Origin of the sequence: Halalkalibacter oceani (genome assembly GCF_040544555.1) — a bacterium.
Classification (GTDB): domain Bacteria; phylum Bacillota; class Bacilli; order Bacillales; family Bacillaceae_D; genus Halalkalibacter; species Halalkalibacter oceani.
Map to the genome: position 1 here is coordinate 47,451 of NZ_JBEPKD010000020.1, position 21,234 is coordinate 68,684.

At 46.9% G+C, this 21,234-nt stretch carries 20 protein-coding genes and 1 other annotated feature (1 of these 21 cut by a window edge); all 20 genes read left to right on the forward strand.

Going from position 1 to position 21,234, the window contains the following annotated elements; all coding sequences use genetic code 11:
• Positions 1–207: a binding site (T-box leader), on the forward strand; it begins 1 nt to the left of the window's first position.
• Positions 208–310: 103 nt separating this feature from the next.
• A complete protein-coding gene (alaS, locus tag ABMB67_RS17670; protein WP_354572892.1) occupies positions 311–2,950 on the forward strand; it encodes an alanine--tRNA ligase in 2,640 nt (879 codons plus the stop codon).
• A gap of 79 nt (positions 2,951–3,029) precedes the next feature.
• Entirely contained in the window at positions 3,030–3,302 is a 273-nt protein-coding gene (locus tag ABMB67_RS17675) for an IreB family regulatory phosphoprotein (protein ID WP_251195020.1), read from the forward strand.
• Complete coding sequence (gene ruvX, locus ABMB67_RS17680) at positions 3,299–3,721, forward strand: Holliday junction resolvase RuvX (RefSeq protein ID WP_251221569.1); 423 nt, start codon at positions 3,299–3,301, stop codon at positions 3,719–3,721. Before ABMB67_RS17675 ends, ruvX begins: the two co-directional genes overlap by 4 nt.
• A gap of 16 nt (positions 3,722–3,737) precedes the next feature.
• Entirely contained in the window at positions 3,738–4,025 is a 288-nt protein-coding gene (locus ABMB67_RS17685; RefSeq protein WP_251221570.1) for a DUF1292 domain-containing protein, read from the forward strand.
• Between the two features lie 97 nt (positions 4,026–4,122).
• The gene (mltG, locus tag ABMB67_RS17690) at positions 4,123–5,262 is read left to right on the forward strand and encodes an endolytic transglycosylase MltG (RefSeq protein WP_251221571.1); all 1,140 of its coding nucleotides are present in this window, start codon (positions 4,123–4,125) and stop codon (positions 5,260–5,262) included.
• A gap of 246 nt (positions 5,263–5,508) precedes the next feature.
• Complete coding sequence (locus ABMB67_RS17695; protein WP_354572893.1) at positions 5,509–6,153, forward strand: O-methyltransferase; 645 nt, start codon at positions 5,509–5,511, stop codon at positions 6,151–6,153.
• A 13-nt stretch (positions 6,154–6,166) separates the two neighbouring features.
• Positions 6,167–7,099, forward strand: a complete 933-nt coding sequence (locus ABMB67_RS17700) for a peptidase U32 family protein (protein ID WP_354572894.1) — start codon at positions 6,167–6,169, stop codon at positions 7,097–7,099.
• Between the two features lie 15 nt (positions 7,100–7,114).
• Positions 7,115–8,377 (forward strand): peptidase U32 family protein, encoded by a 1,263-nt coding sequence (locus ABMB67_RS17705; RefSeq protein WP_354572895.1) that lies wholly within the window; start codon positions 7,115–7,117, stop codon positions 8,375–8,377.
• On the forward strand, positions 8,377–9,012 hold the full coding sequence (gene udk, locus ABMB67_RS17710; RefSeq protein ID WP_251221575.1) for a uridine kinase: 636 nt from the start codon (positions 8,377–8,379) through the stop codon (positions 9,010–9,012). Before ABMB67_RS17705 ends, udk begins: the two co-directional genes overlap by 1 nt.
• 153 nt (positions 9,013–9,165) lie before the next feature.
• The gene (greA, locus tag ABMB67_RS17715; RefSeq protein ID WP_251221576.1) at positions 9,166–9,642 is read left to right on the forward strand and encodes a transcription elongation factor GreA; all 477 of its coding nucleotides are present in this window, start codon (positions 9,166–9,168) and stop codon (positions 9,640–9,642) included.
• Between the two features lie 426 nt (positions 9,643–10,068).
• Positions 10,069–11,154, forward strand: a complete 1,086-nt coding sequence (locus ABMB67_RS17720) for a TRAP transporter substrate-binding protein (protein WP_251221577.1) — start codon at positions 10,069–10,071, stop codon at positions 11,152–11,154.
• A gap of 384 nt (positions 11,155–11,538) precedes the next feature.
• Entirely contained in the window at positions 11,539–12,027 is a 489-nt protein-coding gene (locus ABMB67_RS17725; protein WP_354572896.1) for a TRAP transporter small permease, read from the forward strand.
• On the forward strand, positions 12,024–13,295 hold the full coding sequence (locus ABMB67_RS17730; RefSeq protein WP_354572897.1) for a TRAP transporter large permease: 1,272 nt from the start codon (positions 12,024–12,026) through the stop codon (positions 13,293–13,295). Before ABMB67_RS17725 ends, ABMB67_RS17730 begins: the two co-directional genes overlap by 4 nt.
• 30 nt (positions 13,296–13,325) lie before the next feature.
• Positions 13,326–14,930 (forward strand): PucR family transcriptional regulator, encoded by a 1,605-nt coding sequence (locus tag ABMB67_RS17735; RefSeq protein WP_354572898.1) that lies wholly within the window; start codon positions 13,326–13,328, stop codon positions 14,928–14,930.
• Positions 14,931–15,035: 105 nt separating this feature from the next.
• Positions 15,036–16,295 carry a Zn-dependent hydrolase gene (locus ABMB67_RS17740; protein WP_354572899.1) on the forward strand — a complete coding sequence of 420 codons (1,260 nt, stop codon included), beginning with the start codon at positions 15,036–15,038 and terminating at the stop codon, positions 16,293–16,295.
• Positions 16,295–17,080, forward strand: coding sequence for a dihydroorotate dehydrogenase electron transfer subunit (locus ABMB67_RS17745; protein ID WP_251221582.1), 786 nt, complete (start codon positions 16,295–16,297; stop codon positions 17,078–17,080). Before ABMB67_RS17740 ends, ABMB67_RS17745 begins: the two co-directional genes overlap by 1 nt.
• A complete protein-coding gene (locus ABMB67_RS17750) occupies positions 17,077–18,036 on the forward strand; it encodes a dihydroorotate dehydrogenase (RefSeq protein ID WP_354572900.1) in 960 nt (319 codons plus the stop codon). The genes ABMB67_RS17745 and ABMB67_RS17750 overlap by 4 nt, the downstream gene beginning before the upstream one ends.
• Complete coding sequence (gene allB / locus ABMB67_RS17755; protein WP_354572901.1) at positions 18,014–19,411, forward strand: allantoinase AllB; 1,398 nt, start codon at positions 18,014–18,016, stop codon at positions 19,409–19,411. The genes ABMB67_RS17750 and allB overlap by 23 nt, the downstream gene beginning before the upstream one ends.
• A gap of 109 nt (positions 19,412–19,520) precedes the next feature.
• Positions 19,521–20,795 (forward strand): CapA family protein, encoded by a 1,275-nt coding sequence (locus ABMB67_RS17760; protein ID WP_354572902.1) that lies wholly within the window; start codon positions 19,521–19,523, stop codon positions 20,793–20,795.
• Positions 20,796–20,869: 74 nt separating this feature from the next.
• Positions 20,870–21,076 carry a hypothetical protein gene (locus ABMB67_RS17765; protein WP_251195037.1) on the forward strand — a complete coding sequence of 69 codons (207 nt, stop codon included), beginning with the start codon at positions 20,870–20,872 and terminating at the stop codon, positions 21,074–21,076.
• The last annotated feature ends 158 nt before the right edge of the window (positions 21,077–21,234 follow it).

A 21,234-nucleotide genomic window follows, 5' to 3' on the forward strand; every position in this document is an offset into this window, starting at 1 on the left:
AGAATACGTTGAAGGAACGAGTATGAAACAGTCCGTTTACAGAGAAAGGCATCCATGGCTGGAAGATGCCTGAAACGAAGGGTTTCAGAAAGCTGCTCCTGAGTGCAGGCAAATCCTGCCGTCTAACCGCGTTATGGTCGAAAGTGATAGACGCCGTCGGTGTCTATAAATAGGGTGGTACCGCGTGACATAACTCTCGTCCCTTATCCGGGAAAGGGAGTTTTTTTGATGCCCGGCCCACAGTGGGGAAGCGATTAGGCCCAGCGCGTGTTTTCGTTTTACATACATATAAATAAGGAGATGATAGAAGATGAAACCTTTAACATCTGCCCAAGTAAGACAAATGTTTTTAGACTTTTTTAAGGAGAAAGGTCACGATATCGAACCGAGTGCGTCGCTTGTTCCCCATGAAGATCCGAGCTTGCTCTGGATTAACAGCGGGGTCGCCACGCTAAAGAAATACTTTGACGGTCGAGTGATTCCGGATAACCCGCGGATTACAAACGCTCAGAAATCGATTCGGACGAACGATATTGAAAATGTCGGTAAGACGGCGCGCCATCATACGTTTTTTGAAATGCTCGGCAACTTCTCAATCGGCGATTACTTCAAAGAAGAAGCAATTGAATGGGCGTGGGAATTTTTAACGAGTGAACGCTGGATCGGCTTTGAAGCGGATAAACTGTCCGTCACGGTGCACCCTGAGGATGATGAGGCTTATGTATACTGGAAGGAAAAGATCGGCATTCCCGAAGAGCGCATCATTCGCTTAGAAGGCAACTTCTGGGACATCGGTGAAGGACCGAGCGGACCGAATACGGAAATTTTCTATGACCGTGGACCGTCTTACGGCGACGATGCCAATGACCCCGAGCTTTATCCAGGGGGAGAAAATGACCGCTATTTAGAAGTATGGAACCTCGTCTTTTCACAGTTCAATCATAATCCTGACGGAAGCTATACACCGCTTCCGAAAAAGAATATTGATACAGGGATGGGCCTTGAGCGGATGGTATCCGTTATTCAGGATGTGCCGACGAACTTTGAGACGGATTTATTTATGCCGATCATTCGCGCGACGGAGCAGCAGACATCTGTTCACTACGGACAGGAGGAAGAAAAAGATGTCGCCTTTAAGGTGATCGCCGACCATATTCGTACGGTAACATTCGCCGTTGGGGACGGAGCGCTTCCTTCAAATGAAGGACGAGGCTATGTGCTGCGCCGCCTTTTGCGCCGCGCTGTCCGCTATGCGAAGCTGATCGGGATTGACCGGCCGTTTATGTATCAGCTCGTGCCGGTTGTCGGAGAAATCATGGTTGATTTTTATCCCGAGGTCAAAGAGAAAAACGATTTTATCCAGAAGGTCATTAAAAACGAAGAAGAGCGCTTCCACGAAACGCTTCATGAAGGATTGACGATTCTTGAGAAAATTCTTGATGATGCGATAGCCGCCAAGAAAACAACAATTGCCGGCGAGGATGTTTTCCGTCTTTATGACACGTACGGGTTTCCAATTGACCTGACGGAGGAATATGTAGAGGAGAAAGGCTTAACGATTGATCGTGAGGGGTTCGAGAAGGCGATGGAAGGTCAGCGCTCAAGAGCACGCTCGGCAAGACAGGAATCCGGCTCGATGCAGGTGCAGGACGAATTGCTCGGCGAGATTGTCGTCGAAAGCAAGTTTGTCGGCTACGATACGCTGGCGACGACGGCGAAGGTCGAAGTGCTTATTCATGATAAGCAAAAGGTCGACATCGTCGGAGCGGGTGAACAGGCGCAGCTTATCTTAAACGAAACACCTTTTTATGCCGAAAGTGGCGGACAGGTGGCTGATAAAGGCGTCCTCCGCGGCGACGGTGTCCTCGCTGAAGTGACGGATGTCAGCAAAGCGCCGAACGGCCAGCATCTTCACCATGTGACGGTGAAGGAAGGGACGCTAAAGCAGGGGGCAGAGGTGCGCTGTGTCGTCGAAGAAACGGAGCGGACGGCAATTGTCAAAAACCATACCGCCACACATCTTCTGCATCAAGCGCTTAAGGATGTGCTTGGCGAGCATGTTAACCAGGCCGGTTCCCTCGTTTCCGAGGAACGACTCCGTTTCGATTTCTCGCATTTTGGCCAAGTTAATGAAGAGGAAATCGCCAAGGTCGAAGCGATTGTCAATGAACAGATCTGGCATTCTCTTCAAGTCGATATCTCTCTAAAAAATATTGACGAAGCGAGAGCGATGGGCGCGATGGCCCTATTCGGCGAAAAGTACGGCGATATCGTCCGCGTTGTAAAAGTCGGCGATTACAGCCTTGAGCTGTGCGGTGGCTGTCACGTCAGAAATACGGCGGAAATTGGACTGTTCAAAATCGTGACGGAATCCGGAATTGGGGCCGGCGTGAGACGGATCGAAGCAGTGACAGGCAAGGCGGCTTATCACTATATGAATGACCAGCTTCAGCTGTTGAAACAGGCCGCTGCCAGTTTAAAGGCAAAGCGCGTTGTCGATGTGCCGGCAAGAATCGAAGCGACACAGCAGCAAATCAAGGAATTGCAGCGTGAGAACGAATCGTTAACGCAAAAATTAAGCAACCTTGAAGCGGGAAGTCTTGTCGATGAAGCTATTACGGTGAACGATGTCCAGCTGCTGGCGAAAAAGGTTGAAGCGAAGGATATGGACAGCCTGCGCGCGATAGTCGATAAGCTGAAGCAGGACATTGGTTCAGGAGTGATTGTCCTCGGCGCTGTGACAGGCGGCAAGGTAAACATTAGTGCCGGAGTGACAAAGGATTTAGTAGCAGAAGGCTACCATGCAGGAAGGATCGTCAAGGAAGTCGCCTCTCGTTGCGGCGGTGGCGGTGGCGGCCGTCCGGATATGGCGCAGGCTGGCGGAAAGAATCCGGAGCAGCTTGAACAGGCGCTTGCTTATGTGCAAGAATATATTCATACGATTTCCTAATTTCCTGCTTTTGGTGTACAATGAAAGGTAAACAAGCAATAGAGAACGTTTTTATTGCAAAATGAAAGAGGTGTTTGTGATGAGCTCTATGGACAAGACAATGCAGTTTAATTTTCCGGATGATTCGGTCGATGTTGATGTCCAAGAGGTACTCCTTTCTGTATATGGGGCGCTGGAGGAGAAAGGCTATAATCCCATCAATCAAATTGTCGGCTATTTACTCTCTGGAGATCCTGCGTACATTCCCCGGCATAAAGATGCGCGTACCCTCATTCGCAAGCTTGAGCGCGATGAGCTGATTGAAGAGTTAGTGAAATCCTATTTATCACAGCACCGTAAGGAGAATGAATGAGAGCATTAGGGTTGGATGTCGGAACGAAGACGATTGGCGTGGCTTTGAGCGATGAGCTTGGCTGGACGGCGCAGGGACTGGAAACGATTAAGCGAAGCGAAGAGGAGCCAGACCAGGACTTTTTAACAATAAAGCGCATGGTGGAGCAATATGATGTTCACACTATCGTAGTAGGACTGCCGAAGAATATGAATGGAACGATCGGCCCAAGCGGTGAACGGAGCGAGCAGTTTGCCGAGCAGCTGCAGACGCATGTACCGGACTGCGAGCTGAAAATGTGGGACGAGCGTCTAACGACTGTCGCTGCGGAGAAAATGCTGATTTCAGCTGATGTCAGTCGAAAGAAACGAAAAAAGGTCATTGATAAAATGGCTGCCGTTATGATCCTGCAAGGCTATCTTGATCATAAGGGAAACTAGGAAAAGAGGTGCGACGATGACGCAAGAAGAAAAAGATCGTATTGTGATTCCCGATGAAAACGGGGATGAACATTTATTTGATGAGTTGTTTAAATTTACGGTGGACGAAACCGGGAAATCCTATATTCTTGTTACACCCGTTGGCGAAGAGGCCGATGAGGATGAAGAGGTAGAAGTATTCGCGTTTCGTTATGAAGACCGTGACGAGGAAGAAAACGACATCGCGCTCTTCCCGATCGAAACCGACGCTGAATGGGAAATCGTTGAAGAGATGCTCAACACGTTTTCGGAAGAAGATCAATAAGAAGGAACGGGAACATCCAAAAGGATCAGATTTTGATCTAAGGATGTTCTCTTTTTTTGAAAATGTAGTATAATAAGACGGTGGAAGGGGGAGAAGGATGTCTGATTCCAACGAAAAACCACGAAATGATCTATATGAAGAACGGGTTTCTCAGGCGAAAGTCGTGAGAAAGATCGTCTTTTTTTGTGTCATCGGATTCATTCTAATTGGAACCATCCTGCTTACAAGCGGGTATTTTTATATAAAAAATGCACTTGGCCCAATGAATGAAGAAAATCCGCAGGAAGTTGAAGTCACGATTCCAATCGGTTCATCTGCCAGTCAAATTGGAACCATTTTAGAAGAAGAAGGTCTTGTCCGCAATGGAGCGTTATTCCGTTATTTTGTCCGCTACAACAATGAGAGTGGATTCCAGGCTGGAGACTATGTCCTTTCCACTGCGATGACGATGGATGAAATGATCGCAGCCTTAAAGGATGGACGCGTGATTCAGGAGGCGGAGCTCGTTTTCACCGTGCCAGAAGGATTGTGGCTTGAAGATATCGCCGGAATCATAGCTGAGAATACAGAGCATTCTGTTGAAGAAGTGATGGAAGTGCTTAATGATCGCGAGTATATTGAAAGCCTGATTCACCGCTATGCGATGCTGACAGATGAAGTGTTGCAGGAAGGGATCCGTTATCCGCTTGAAGGGTATTTATTTCCGGCGCGCTATGACTTTCTTGAGGACAACCCGCCGATTAAAGAAATCATCGAGACGATGCTTGACCGGACGGAAGCCGAAGTTGACCCGTTTCTCGCCGAAGTCGAGGATGGGGAGTATACGCTACATAACATCCTCACGCTCGCTTCAATTATTGAACGGGAAGCGCAGCATTCCGAGGATCGCTACTTAATTTCCGGGGTCTTGTATAACCGGCTTGAGCAGGGGATGAGACTTCAGGTTGATCCGACAGTGTCTTACGCGCTTGGCGAGCATCGCTATATGACAACTTACAATGATTTGGAAGTGGACTCGCCTTACAATACGTATTTGTATCCAGGCATTCCAATCGGGCCAATCGCCAGTCCGGGCAGCGACTCGATCCGGGCCGCATTCCAGCCGGAGGAGACAGATTACGTCTACTTCTATGCGCGCTATAATGGCGAAGTGATTTATAATGAGACATATGAAGGGCATAATCAAACCCATCAAATGTATCGTGATGAATGGATTGAAGCAGAAAGTGAAGAATAGGGAACAGCAGGTTGACCCACTTTGAGCTTCACCGGCTGCGTCTCGTCAAAGCCTTTTCAATAATCAACCGGGGTGTGCCAAAAGGGTTTTCCTTAGGCACACCCTCTCTTACTGGAATAGAGGATGCTGGGATAGAACGAACATGCCAAACGAAGAATCATGCAGCGGTGCAGGGACGCCCTCTGCCATTTGGACGATACCTTGTAGGTAGAACAGTTTGTCACAGCTTCAGACTGGAGGAACGGAATGAGCGAAAAAGAAGTAGTGTATTATCTTCATTCACTGTTGCCGGCCCGACCTGACAAAATTGTCGAGATGGAACATTTTGCTACGGAGCATGATGTTCCGATCATGGATCTGGTCGGCATGGAGTGCCTGCTCCAGCAGCTTAAGCTGGTGAAGCCGAAGCGGATTTTGGAAATTGGCACGGCAATCGGCTATTCAGCAAGCAGAATGGCGCTGGCGTTGCCTGAAGCTGTGATTGTCACCATCGAGCGCGATGAGACGCGTTATGAGCAGGCGCTGGCGAATGTGCAGGAGCTGAATTTGACGGATCGGATTGAAGTATGGCATGGCGATGCCCTGGAATTGAGCCAAAAACTTGAATTCGAGTCCCTTTTTGATGTATTATTTATTGATGCCGCTAAAGGTCAATACAAACGATTTTTTGAGATGTATGGGTCATATGTGAAAAAAGGCGGCGTGATCTTTTCGGATAATGTCCTGTTTCGTGGCCTTGTTGCTGCTGACCATATTGAAAATAAACGATTACGCCAATTAACGAATAAAATTAAAACGTATAACAGCTGGCTCATGTCCCGATCTGATTATGATACGACCATTATCCCGGTCGGTGACGGCCTTGCTGTAAGCGTGAAAAAGGAAGAGTAGGAAGGGGATAGATATGAACAAGAAGCCAGAGTTGCTAGTGACCCCTAAAGACCTTGACGCTGTATCGCGGGTTTTTGCAGCAGGGGCAGATGCGGTCATCATTGGCGAAGAACGCTACGGGCTGCGGTTAGCCGGCGAATTCTCCCGCGCTGATATACGAGCAGCTGTCACGATTGCCCATGAACAGGGAAAACGGGTCTATGTAGCAATGAATGCGATATTTCATAATGATAAAGTGGGGGAGCTTGCTGACTATGTTGCCTTTTTGCAAGAGGCAGGCGTCGATGCGATTGTATTCGGAGATCCGGCTGTCTTGATGACGGTGCGTCAGGCCGCTCCGGGCATGAGATTGCATTGGAATACGGAAACGACCGCGACGAATTGGTATACAGCCAATTACTGGGGGAAGAAAGGCGCAGCCCGGGCTGTGCTCGCCCGTGAATTGAGCATGGATGAAATTGTGGAAATCAAGGAGAATGCCGAAGTCGAGATTGAAGTGCAGGTTCATGGAATGACCTGTATGTTCCAGTCGAAGCGGACGTTGATCGGGAATTACATGCAATTTCAAGGAAAGAATCTCGCCGTCGAGCGCCGGACAAAGGACCGGCAATTATGGTTATACGATGCCGAGCGTGAGGCGCGTTATCCGATTTTTGAAGACGAGAACGGAACGCATATTATGAGCCCGAATGATATTTGCATCATCGATGAGCTGGAAGAGATAATCGAAGCAGGCGTAGACAGCTTTAAAATTGACGGCATCCTTAAGGAGACGGACTACCTTGAAAAGGTAACGGCTCTTTACAGAGAGGCGATTGATCTTTGCGCCGACGAACCAGAGCAATACGCGGAGAAAAAAGAGGCGTTACTGGCAGAGGCCGAAGCGCTTCAGCCGCAGAATCGAAAATTGGATACCGGCTTTTTCTTTAAAGAAACGGTCTATTAGAAAGGAGGAAACGGGATGTCAACGATTGCAGAACGTACAAGTGAAGGGAAACGGATCATTATGAAAAAACCGGAGCTGCTCGCGCCGGCTGGAAGTCTCGAAAAATTAAAAGTTGCTGTTCATTATGGCGCGGATGCGGTTTACATTGGCGGCCAGGAATTCGGCCTGCGCTCAAATGCCGATAATTTTTCGCTTGAAGAAATGCGAGAGGGCGTAGAATTTGCCCGCAGATATGGCGCCAAAGTATATGTGACGACGAATATTTACGCTCATAATGAAAACATGGACGGGCTTGAGGAATATTTACGCTCCCTGCAGGATGTCGGCGTGACCGGGATTATCGTCGCCGACCCGCTCATTATTGAAACATGTAAACGCGTTGCTCCAAAAGTTGAGGTGCATTTAAGCACCCAGCAGTCGCTGAGTAACTGGCTGGCGGTCAAGTATTGGAAAGAAGAAGGGCTGCACCGTGTCGTTCTTGCCCGCGAAGTAGGACTTGAAGAAATGCTTGAGATGAAGAAAAATGTTGATATTGAAATTGAAAGCTTTGTTCACGGCGCGATGTGTATTTCATATTCCGGCCGCTGTGTCTTGAGCAACCATATGACAGCGCGTGATTCCAACCGCGGAGGCTGCTGTCAATCATGCCGCTGGGAATACGACTTATATGAAACGAATGAGCAGGGCGAAAAAGCGCTGTTCTCGGAAAACGATCCGCAATATACGATGAGTCCGAAAGATTTGAATTTAATTCAGGCGATTCCTAAGCTGATTGAAGCCGGAATTGACAGCTTGAAGGTCGAAGGGCGAATGAAATCAATCCATTATGTCGCGACCGTTACAAGTGTATATCGCAAGGTTATTGATGCTTATTGTGCCGATCCTGACAATTTTCAGATCGATAAGGCATGGCTGGATGAACTGGAAAAATGCGCGAATCGCGATTTCGCTCCACAGTTTTTCGAAGGCGAACCGACATTTGAAGAGCAAATGTACGGCAGTCATCCGAAGCGGACAAAGTATGACTTCGCCGGATTGGTGCTCGATTATGATCCAGAAACATCAATCGTTACATTGCAGCAGCGCAATCACTTTAAACCAGGAGACGAAGTGGAATTTTTCGGCCCGGAAATAAGCAACTTCATGCAAAAAATCGAGACGATTTGGGATGAAGATGGACAGGAACTTGATGCGGCGCGTCATCCGCTGCAAATTGTCCGCTTTAAAGTCGATCAGCCGGTTCATCCACAAAACATGATGCGCAAAGAGGTAAGATAATGGCAACAAAACCAATTATAATTGGGGTAGCCGGGGGGACGGGCTCCGGCAAAACAACGGTTGCGAAAGAAATTTTTCAGCAATTTAATGAGCAATCGATCGTCTTGATTGAGCAGGATGCATATTATAAAGATCAAAGTGGACTTAGCTTTGAAGAACGGCTGAAAACGAATTACGATCATCCGCTGGCCTTTGATAATGATCTGCTGCTTCATCATCTTCAGCAGCTCGCTGCGAAAAAGAGAGTTGAAAAGCCGGTTTACGACTATAAAGCACATACCCGCTCAAATAAAGTCGTGATCATTGAGCCAAAGGATGTCATTATCGTGGAAGGAATCTTGATTTTAGAGGATGAGCGGCTTCGTGAGATGATGGATATTAAGCTATTTGTGGACACGGATGCCGATATTCGCATCATTCGCCGCCTTCTTCGTGACATTCGTGACCGAGGTCGTTCGATTGAGTCGGTCATTGATCAATATACGTCGGTTGTCAGGCCGATGCACCTGCAATTTATTGAACCGACGAAGCGCTATGCCGACATCGTCATTCCCGAAGGTGGACAAAACCGTGTCGCGATTGATCTAATGGTGACAAAAATACGCACAATTATTGAAGAAAAAGCGATTTTGTAATAGCATAGGGAAAGTGAGGTTGCATTTTAGGGGTAAGCCTTACTTTCTTTCATACATGTAAGCAACTAAGAACTCGGAAACTGCCGAGTTCTTAGTCTACATATGTGAAGCAATTATATTTTATTTGAACAAGCAGATGAGGAGTGAGTCACAATGGCGGAAGAGAAAAAACATTATATGACAATGGAAGGAAAACGCAAGCTGGAGGAAGAGCTCGAATATTTGAAGACGGAACGGCGCAAAGAAGTAGTGGAACGCATTAAGATTGCCCGCAGTTTCGGCGATCTTTCGGAGAATTCCGAATATGATTCAGCGAAGGAAGAGCAGGCGTTTGTCGAAGGGCGGATTATTCAGTTAGAAAAAATGATTCGCAATGCGGTGATGATTGAAGAAGAAGAAGGTTCAGAAAACGTTGTAACGCTTGGGAAGACGGTGAAGTTCATCGAACTTCCAGATGGCGATGAAGAAGAGTATACGATTGTTGGAAGCGCTGAATCTGATCCGGCTGAAGGAAAGATTTCCAATGATTCTCCGATGGCGCAAAGCTTACTTGGAAAAGCAATCAATGACAAGGTAATGGTAAATACCCCTGGTGGAGAGATGGAAATTCAAATTGTTGATATTCGCTAAGAACGCCCGGCTTGTCGGCCTGTCTCGTAATGGAGACCGGTAGGCAAGCTTTTATTTTTGCTTCCAAATATTATTCTAATATAACAAAAAGATAAGTTAGTTAAGTATTTTGGTAAAATATTATAGATTATCTAACATAAAAATTAAAAGCGTTTTCAGTTATCTGACATAAATTCGTCATATATTCAGAAAGTTTATTGTTAGATTTTCTCACAAAGGTATAGAATTTTAGAAAAGTTTTTCATATAATGTAAGAGAATAAGTCACAGATGAAGAAAGGAGAATGTTAAATTAATTTCATTATGTCGCAAATTTATTTGTTCTTTTGGACATAATTACAAATGGAGATTTAGCCGAATGGACAAATAGTTAGCAGGTACACTGTGTGTAACTAATTTTTAAAAAATTCAAAAAGGGGTATCAAGTATGAAAAAATTACTCGTATTATTACTGTCTGCGTTATTCTTGTTTGTTATCGCAGCATGTGGCGGCTCGGACGACACAAATGAAGGTACTGATGACGCTGCACCAGGTGAAGAAGCAACTGGAGATGCTGGAGATGCTGAATTTGAAGAATTGGTTATTACCTTTAGCCATAATCAACCAATTGAAAGCCCAGAGCACATTGGGGCTGAAAAGTTTAAAGAAGTAGTAGAAGAGCAAACTGGCGGAAAAGTAACAGTCGATGTTTACCCGGCTTCGCAGCTTGGAAGCTTACGTGAACAAGTTGAAGGAACACAAATGGGTGAAATCGATATTACAATGCAGCCAACTGCTGTCGTTAGTCCGTTTGTTGATGACATTAAAGTAATCGATCTTCCATACTTATGGCCTGCAGATACAGAGCAAACGTATGAAGTGCTTGACGGAGAAGTTGGACAAGAAGTTTTAGCAACTCTTGGTCAAGGTGGATTTGAAGGACTAGGTTACTGGCCTGGCGGCTTTAAATTGTTCACGACAGGAAACAAGGAAATTCATGAGCCGGCTGACTTCCAAGGTTTAACGATGCGTGTTATGGAATCCCCGCTTTTAATTGAGCAATATGCAACATGGGGCGGAAATGCGATTCCTGTGCCTTACGCTGAAGTGTATAACTCTTTACAGCAAGGTGTTGTTGATGGACAAGAAAATCCATTACAAACAATTTACTTAAATAATTATCATGAAGTTCAGGATAATATTATTGAAAGCTACCATGGCACAATGACATATGTGTTAATGGCTAACCAAGGCTGGTATGCAGGGCTTTCTGACGAGTTAAAGCAAGTGATTGCTCAAGCTGAAGAAGAAGGACGTACTGCTGCGCGCCAAGCATTAAGCGAAGTGGAAGACGAGTACCGTCAAGCGATTATTGATTCTGGTGCGAACTATTATGAATTAACGGAAGAAGAAATCGAAAGCTTCCGTGAAGCGTCACTGCCTATGCATGAAGAAGTGTACAATACACCTGAACAACTTGAACTGCTTCATAAGCTTTATGAAGCGATTGACCAAGTAGCAGGTAATGAATAGGACGTAACGAAAAAGTTAAAAGCCCGTAGTGGCTCCGTATATCGCTTGCCACGTTGAAGAGGGTGTCCCAGAAGCTTTCGGGACACCCTCTCTAAGCAGTATGCGGTTCTGCTCCTGGCAGGTGGATAACGAGTTGATAGGATAACTCCGCTTGCACAAAAAAAGATGCGTCAGAACATTCCGCATTGCCGGCGGCTCAAGGATGAATGAGCGGGCCGGCAGAGGGAGGACGACGCTTGCTGTATGGGGTTGTCTTTAAAGGTGCAAAAGTGATCCTTCAAAGGCATCCCCTGTTCTTTTAGATAAGGTGTGTAATGACGTTTCATCATACTAAAAGAAGGGCAAAGACTCCGCGTAAGACTTTTAGTAAAAGGAGAATGAACAATGAAGTGGATCAATCGGATTGAGGAAGCTTTTGTTGGCATTTGTTTACTTGCTGTGACGATTGTCTTGTTTGTGAATATTGTGCTTCGTTTCGGCTTCAGTGCAAATACGAACTGGGCGGAGGAGGTTATTCGGTATGGCATGATCTGGATTACATTTATCGGAGCCGCGGTTTGTTTCCGGCGAGGTCTTCATGTAGGAATTGATTTTTTCCTCGATTATTTATCAAAGAAATGGGGCGCGATTATAGCGTTAGTCGTCAACCTGCTTTCCATCGTTTTTATGGCGTTTATTTTTTACTACAGTATTGAATTAGTGAAGTTCAGCATCAACTCCGGACAAATTACACCTTCGCTGCAAATTAAGATGTTTTACATTTATTTAGCGATTCCGATAGGGGCGCTCCTTTCACTTATTCATTTGGTCGTTCATACATTCAAGCTGTTTAAAGACCTGCAATCTAACACGATAGAGGAGAAACAACCATGATTACTGTATTGATTGTTTTGATTTTTATCTTCCTGTTTTCAAGTACTCCGATTTTTGTGTCGCTTGGATTGGCTTCTTTTGCAACGGTGCTTTTGACAACGGACATTAACCCGATGATTTTGATACAGCGTCTGTTTGGCGGACTGGATCAGTTTGCGTTAATGGCGCTGCCGTTTTTCATCTTAGCAGCCAATATTATGGAAGTCGGCGGTTTGTCAAAACGGATTTTGGATTGGGCTCGTGCGATGGTCGGTCATATCTCCGGTGGAGTGGCGATGACGAGTCAGGTTTCGAGTATGTTCTTTGGGGCGCTTTCTGGTTCGAGTCCGGCGACAGTCGTCGCGATCGGAAAGATTATGTACCCTGAAATGATCAGAGGAAAGTATCATAACTGGTTTGCGGCGGGACTTTTGGCTTCAGCCGGTTCGGTTTCCCTTATTATTCCACCAAGTATCACGTTAATCATCTTCGGTTCCGTGACAGGTGTCTCTGTCGGACAGCTTTTTATCGCCGGTATCGGAGCGGGTCTCATTTATGGGCTTTCCTCTATTATTTATATTTATTTCTACGCCCGGAAGCATAATCTTGAGCGTGATAAGCGGGCAACGAGGCAGGAACTGCTGAGCACGACTTATAAAGCCGGCTGGGCTTTGCTGATTCCGGTCATTATTCTTGGCGGGATTTACGGCGGGATTTTCACTCCGACAGAAGCAGCTGGTGTCTCTGCGGTATATGCGTTATTAATCAGTATGTTTGTTTATAAGGAAATGACATTAAAGAAATTATACCGCGTTTGTATCGACTCCGGGATTTTAACGGCCCAGGTACTCGTTCTTGTCGCCGCTGCCCAGGTGCTCGGCTGGATGCTGACGAGAGGTCAGGTGCCGCAAACAATTGCCGGCTGGATGACGAGTACGATCGAGTCACCATTTATGTTCTTGATAATTCTGAATGTTGTGTTACTTGTGCTCGGGATGTTTATGGAGGGCGTCGCAGCTATTATTATTGTCGCTCCACTTATTTTCCCGACGGCAATGGCAATGGGAATCGACCCTGTTCATTTAGGGGTTATTATGATTTCGAATTTGGCAATCGGCATGTACACTCCGCCGTTTGGAATCAATATATTCGTCACCCAGGGGATAACCGGATTAAAAATGGGCGAAATGATGCCGGGCTTACTCCGTTTCTTCGCGGTCAATGTCCTTGCCTTGCTCGTCATTACGTATGTACCGGATGCATCTTTATTCTTGCTGCGTCTGTTGTAATGTATCTCGCTAACAGGGGAGGATCGAAAAATGGCCACTTCATTGAAAAAATTACTGAAAATTGGCGGCCTGCGCCACTGTAAGGTGGTTGCCGGCCATCAAGGCCTTGAGAAAAGCGTATCTTATGTGACGGTGATGGAAGTCCCGGATATTATTAATTGGTTAAAGGGAAACGAATTGCTGCTCACGAGTTTATATCCGATTAAGGACGATCCTGCCGCCCAGCTTGAACTGATTGATCGCTTGTATGAAGTCGGGACAACGGCGGTGGCGGTGAAACCAAACCGTTTTATCGGGGCGATTCCGGACGAGATGAAAAGAAAGGCTGACGAATACGGGATGCCTCTTCTGGAAATCCCGGAGGAAATCTCCTACCTGGATATTCTCTCACCGGCCATGAATGTCATTTTCGATGAAAAGGTAGTTCTTCAAGAGGATCTCGATCAAACAAGTCACTTATTAAGTGAAATTTCCCTGTATGAAAATGGGTTAAGCAGTTTTATGGATACGTTGGCGCTGCTGACGAAAACAGAGGTTTACTTGGAGGCGTTGGCCCCTTATATTGAAGTTCCCCCGCAAAAGCATGAGCTCGCTCCTTTAACAACCCAACAAGTCAATGAATTAAAGGTTGTCCAGCGCGCTGTGCGGATGCCAAGAAGGAAGCAGGGCGAAGCACTGGAAGATTGCATTGTCTCTCCGATCATTATTGATGGGGAGTTGCAAGGGACGGTTTCAAGCTTCCATTCTCGTTCTGAATACATCGAGATGGAGCTGGCAATTTTAGAAAAGGCATCGATGCTATTGTCATTAGAGTTTCTGCGGAAAAAAGTAAAATACGACATAGAGCAGCAATATCGCAACGACTTCTTCCGTGATTTGTTTTTCAACCAATTTATTAACAAACAGGATTTGATTGATAAAGGGAAAATGTACGGCTATCAGGCGGAGGAAGCCTATGTCTGCATCTCTGTCAGCGGCAAGGAGGTGGAGGACGGCAAGCTGTTTGCTTCCGCGCTTGGCCGAATTGAAAGTGTGCTGACCCAGGTTGAGGAAGACGTCGTTGTCGGTGCCGTCCGCCATTCTTTGTACGTCCTGTTGCCCGTAAAAGGCAGAACAAAGCCGGAGCTTAAGAAAATGATCGGTCAGTTCGCGACTGGAATTAAACAAGTGGTGCAGATAGATGTGTCTCTCGGAGTCGGCCGAACGTACAGTGGAGTAGACGGATTGCGTAAAAGCTTTCGGGAAGCTGAGCAAGCGGTCGTGTTTGGTCCGGTCTTCTGGAAGGATCAGCCGATTATCTATTTCACCAATCTTGGGGCTTATCGCTTAATTGCCCTGATTGAAAACAGGGATGAACTGGAACAGTTTTATGATGAAACAGTCGGCCCGCTTGCCAAAAATGATTTGGACAGCGAATTGAATCTTGTTGAAACGCTGGAACAATATTTTAAGCATAATGAATCATTAACGGAAACGGCGAAGGATTTGTTTATTCACGTCAACACACTGAAATACCGGCTTCAGAAAATAAAAGCCATTTCAGGCTTGAACCTCCAAAAAACAGAGGAAAAGCTAATGCTGAATATGGGATTGAAAATACATCGCTATCTGGAAAGCGACTGTCGATTTAGATAGTGAAACAATCAGATTGTTATCTAAATGAACAAAGGTTAACCACCGCTTAAAACGGAATGTATAACAGCATGAGAACAACTATGAATAAATTGAGGGTGGTTTTGCATGAATAGAATTCGAGTGGTTCAAACGTTAGAAAAAATTAGCAAAATAGGCGCCACCGCTAATGGCATGGAGCGGATTGCCTATTCTGAGGCGGAAAGACAGGCCAAGCAATTTGTGCGCGAGCAATGTGAACAGCTTGGGATGACGGTGAGAGAAGATGAAGCAGGAAATCTCATTGCCCGTAAGGAAGGCATTGACCCGTCCCTGCCGGCTGTAGCGGTCGGTTCTCATCTCGATACCGTCTATAATGGCGGGAAGTATGACGGAACGCTTGGTGTGATTGCCGGGCTGGAAATCGTCAGAATGCTGGCAGAGGAGGAAATCAATACGCTGCATCCCGTTGAACTGATTGCCTTTGCTTGTGAGGAATCGGCGCGATTTAATGCTTCAACGCTCGGCAGTAAAGCAATGACAGGTTTTCTTGATTTGGATTCGCTTCGGTCCTTGAAGGATAAGGATGATCGTTCAATCCAAGAAGTAGTAGCAGAGCAGGGGCTGGAATTTGAGTCCATGACGAACGCGGCCCGGAGCAAAGAAGATATTAAAGTCTTTCTTGAGCTTCATATTGAACAGGGCAGTAAATTAATCGATCGTAACAAGACGATCGGCGTTGTGACAGGGATTGCCGCCCCGATGCGACTATCACTTACCATTGACGGAAAAAGCTCTCACTCGGGTACAACAGGGATGAAGAACCGGAGCGATGCCTTTTTGGCAGCGGCCGAATTGTCACTGATTGTGGAAAAAGCAGCACTTGCCGAAGAGCAGTATGAAACGGTCGCAACCGTGGGTGTTGTCGATGTTTTACCTGGAGCTATGAATGTCGTCCCGGGGAAATCATCGCTCAAGATTGACATCCGCAGCACGAATGGGGAATCAAGAAAGCGCGTCCTTGCCGCGATTAAGCAGGAAATCGAAAGAGTGGAGCAGTCACGCAACGTAAAGGTGACGATTGATTGGAAAACAGAAGAAGAGCCGGTGATGATGGATGAAATGCTCGTCAAGAAAATGGCGACCATTTGTGAAAACCGGCGTATCCCCTATTCCTTTTTGCCAAGCGGGGCGGGCCATGACTCGATGTACATGGCGAAACGCTGGCCGACTGCACTGCTGTTTGTTCCTTCCGTTGACGGTCTGAGCCATCACCCGGATGAATTTACAGAGGCTGGCGATATCATGACAGGCATTGGTGTCATGAAGGAAGCTGTTTTAGCGTATGCCATTGAAGTTAACAACAAGAGTAAAAGGAGAAAAGCATAATGAAAGCACAACAAGTCACGATCCTGACAAATGTACAAGTGAGTGAACGCTATTGGCATATGACAGTCGATACGAGTGAAATCGCCGAGAAGGTGCATCCGGGCCAGTTTTTTAATATTCTTTGTGAACAAAGCGTCTATCCTTTTTTAAGAAGACCGCTCAGTGTGTACCGCATTGATGATGAGGCAAATACGCTTGAATTTCTCTATCTCGTAAAAGGACTCGGCACAACAAAAATGACAGAATTCAAGGCAGGCGAGAAGATTGATATCTTCGGTCCACTTGGGGTCGGCTTTGATCTGAAGGAGGAGTACGAATCAATTTTGCTGCTGGCCAGAGGGGTAGGAGTCGCGACGTTGGCAGCACTCGCCTTTGAGGCGGCACAAAAGGGGAAGAAGGTTCATGCGATTCTCAGCGCCCGCAGTGAAAATGATTTGCTTGCTGCTGATTTTCTTGAAGGGCTTGGCGTGAGTGTCTATAAAGTAACGGATGAATCAGGCACGAGCGATGTTGAAAAAGTCGAAGCGTTGATCGGGAACATTATGGGCGCTCAGGCGATTGACGCTCTGTACACATGCGGTTCAAAGCGGCTGTCGCGTCTGATGCAAAGACTGGCGATCAAGCATCAGCTTCCGGGAGAAATTGCGCTTGAAGAGCATATGGGCTGCGCAATGGGCGTCTGCTTTGCCTGTGTTTGTGATATTCGGGAAGGCGATGATGTGAAAAGTGTCCGCGTCTGCCATGAAGGGCCTGTTTTCCCGTTAGAAAAGGTGGTGTTAGCATGACCGAATTAAAATTAGCAGTTGATATTGGCGGCCTAACATTAAAAAATCCGATCATGCCGGCATCGGGTGCGTTCGGTCCTGAGATGGATAAGATCATCGACTTTAATCAGCTTGGCGCGCTTGTGCCAAAGAGCATCACGATTGAAGCGAGACCGGGAAATGCAACGCCGCGCGTTTGTGAAACAACGGCAGGAATGATTAATTCAATCGGGATTCAAAGCAAGGGAATTGAGTATTACATGGAGCATTATGTACCTTATTACGCCCAGTTTGATACGCCGCTTATTGCCAGCCTGTCAGCCGGCTCGGTCGATGAGTTTGCTGAATTGGCTGACATCCTTGCTGCCGATAGCCGGATTGATGCGCTTGAACTAAACATTTCCTGTCCGAATTTAAAAGGAAATGGTCTGGCGTTCGGAATGGATGCCGACTTAACGTATAAGCTCGTCCAGAAAGTACGCGCTGTTACGGATAAACCGATTATCAGCAAGCTGACGCCAAATGTGACAAGCATTCAGGAGATCGCTAAAGCGGCAGAGGCAGGCGGCAGTAATTCTTTAAATGTAGCCAATACGTTGCTGGCGATGGCGATCGATGTAGAGACAAGAAAGCCGAAGATCGGCAATGTAATGGGAGGTCTCTCCGGTCCGGCGGTTAAACCGATTATCGTCCGCCTGATTTACCAAGTGGCGCAGGCGGTTAACATTCCGATTATCGGCTGTGGCGGAGTCGCAACGGCCGAGGATGCGATTGAAATGATCCTTGCCGGAGCGAGCGCGGTTCAGGTCGGTACGGCAAGCTTCATTCAGCCGACAGCGATGATCGATATTTTGCGGGATGTCAAAGCCTACATGGAGCGTCATCATATTCCAGATATTCAGGAGTTAATTGGTCAGGTTCACATTCAAAAAGAGATAAAGGAAGTGGAGCTAAATGAAATGGGACTTAGTTATTAAAAACGGTACGGTTGTCACAAATCAGGAAGAGTTTCGCGCGAATCTTTTTATTAAAGACGGGATCATTCAGGCCGTTACCGCTGAGGAGCTGCCTGGTGAAGCGGCGGATACGATCGATGCTGCCGGGAAATATGTATTCCCGGGCTTTATGGATACCCATGTACATTCCCGTGATCCTGGTGCAACCTACAAGGAAGATTTCTATCATTCCTCCTTGGCGGCAGCGGCCGGCGGAATTACAGCCGTCTTTGAAATGCCGAACACAAATCCGCCGATTAACAATCCTGAAAACTTTCAAAAGCAGGTCGACAATCTGGCAAGCAAGGCCTTTGTCGATTATGGCATCTGGGCGATTTGTCTCGGGCATTTAAATCTTGATAAGCTTTCTTCTCTGCATGAAGCGGGTGTGATTGGCTTTAAGTTTTTCTGGGGATATGCCGTCCATGCGAAAACGTATCAGCTGATGTATAACTACAAAACGGGGATGGAAGATGTCATTCCACCATTCGGCGACGGCGATGTCTATGACATGTTTGCCGAAGTCGCGAAAACAGGCCAGATGCTGGCGATTCATGCTGAGAACAATGATTTGATTCAGCATTTAACAAATAAAGTCGAAGCGCGCGGCGGTCGCACTTACGAGGATCTGCTTGAAGGACGTCCTAATTTGGCCGAAGAGCTCACAGTTCACTCCGGCATTGCGATGGCGAAGCAGACTGGCGCCCGTCTTCATATCCTTCATGTCAGCACGGCAGAGGCTGTTGAAGCGATCCGTCAGGCGCAGCAGGAAGGCTATCCAATTACAGCGGAAACGTGTCCGCATTATCTGTTCCTGTCGGCTGAAGATTATGATAAGGTCGGCCCGCAGATGAAGGTTTATCCTCCTGTTAAATATAAGAAGGATCAGGAAGCGTTGTGGGAAGGCATTAAGGATGGCACGATTTCCTTTGTCTGCTCAGACCATGCTCCGCATACCGAGGAGGAAAAAGACGGCGATCTCTGGTCGATTCCGGCAGGCATGTGCGGGGTAGAGACGCTTGCCCCGTTAATGCTTGATGCCGCGGCGAAAGGCACGATTTCCCGCACGGATGTCGCGAGCCTGCTCGCGGAAGCACCGGCAAAGCTGTTCGATATTTATCCGAAGAAAGGCTCTTTACGTGTCGGAACGGATGCTGACATTACAATCGTTGATATGGAGCAGGAATATACGCTGCGACGCGAAGCTTTGCATAGCAAAAGCAAAGTAACCGCTTATGACGGTTTTGAGGTGAAGGGCAAGCCGGTTTATACGATCGTCCGTGGCCATGTCGTGATGGCCGACGGTGAACTGACTACGACGCCGGTTGGCCAATTGATTAACCCAAGAACGATTTAACAGGCTTTGCTGACAGGCAGGTCTTAATGTAGAGGTGTCGCAAAAGTCCGGGTAACGGCCTTTTGCGACAACCTCTTTTCATCATTATGTACAAAAGGAGCAGACGACAGTGCGCTTTGTAGCTACCGGAGACAGTTTTATTACGAGAAGAATGACGGAAAAAGAACAGGATCAAGACTTAATGTCGTTAATCGGCGAGGCGGACTGCCGCTTTACGAATCTCGAAGTGACAACCCATCATTACGAAGGCTACCCTTCAGCGATGAGCGGCGGTACATGGGCGATCGCGCCTCCCACCGTCCTAAGCGATTTGAAGTATTATCAATTTAACTGCGTCACATGGGCGAATAATCATACATTGGATTATTTGTACGGCGGGCTTGAGGCAACGGAACGCTATTTGGACGAGGCTGGTTTCGTTCATGCCGGTGTCGGCAAGCATCTTGATGCGGCGGCGGCTCCAAAATATTTGGAAAGCCCTGCCGGAAGAATCGCGATCATTGGTGCCACTTCCACGTTCCACGAGTTTTGGCGAGCGGGCAAGCAGCGTGGAGACAGCCTCGGACGCCCGGGCGTCAATCCACTCCGCTATCAAACGACATTTTATTTAAATCAGAAAAATATGGAGCATCTTCAACAGGTAGCCGCTGTGACCGGCATTAATGCCGAGCATGAGTTAGCCGTCAAAGAAGGCTTCGCTCTGGCCGGCGCCCAATATAAATTCGGCGATTATTCCTTTGAACTGAGTGAAGAAGAAGGAATGAAACGTCATTTGCATGAAGGCGATGTAAAAAGAATTAGAGCGGCGATCGCCAATGCAAAGCGTCAGGCCGACTACGTGTTAATGAGCATCCATACGCATGAAATGGGCGAGGGGCGCAAGGAAGTGGCTCCTGATTTTCTCGAAGACTTCGCCCGCCTCTGTATCGATGAAGGAGCGCATGCCGTCATTGGGCATGGTCCTCATATCGTCCGCGGGATTGAAATTTATAAAAATCGTCCGATTTTCTACAGCTTGGGCAATTTTATTTTTCAAAATGACACTGTGGCAACCTTGCCGCATGACTTTTATGAACAGTATGGAATCGAAGGCGAAGCGACGGTCGCGGACGCTCTTGATATCCGCAGCGCAAATGGAACGAGAGGGCTTGGCGTTAATAAAAAAGTTTGGGAGTCCGTCGTCCCGCTCTGGGAGATGGAGGATGGCAAGCTGACAAGCTTACGTTTGCATCCGATTGAGCTCGGTTTCGGATTGCCCCGCTATGAGCGCGGCTGGCCGAAGCTGTCTGCCAATCTCGATGTTCTCTATGATTTGCAGCGTTTATCGGAGCCTTACGGGACGAAAATCACGATTAAAGACGGCGTTGGCCACGTATCTCTGTAATCCCCATTCTCTTCATGGCAAATTTATGCGATAATAGAATTCATACACAATGTCGCAAAGAATGAGGTGAGATGATGAGTAAAGTGGAAAGAGTGAGTTATTTCAGTGAGCTTTATAAGCTGATCAATTTATATTCTTACAAACGCGATCTCGTAGTCGATGAAGAAACGGCAAATTTCTTTGAAAATGTAAAAAAGTATTGCGAGCTGCTCGAGTTGGATTATGAAGCCTTAAAAAAGGAATTTGACCTGCTGGAGCCGAGTGACTTTACCGATAACTAAGACAGGGATCCGCTGACGCCCTGGGAGGATGTATCAAAAGGTGATCAAAGCCTGCTGATGCATCCTTTTTTCGCTAAAATGACGCAAGAAAAGTAAGCCGTTGGCCGGGGATTGGCATCATGGTTAAATAGACATGGTTGTAAAGCCTACCTCGCCAA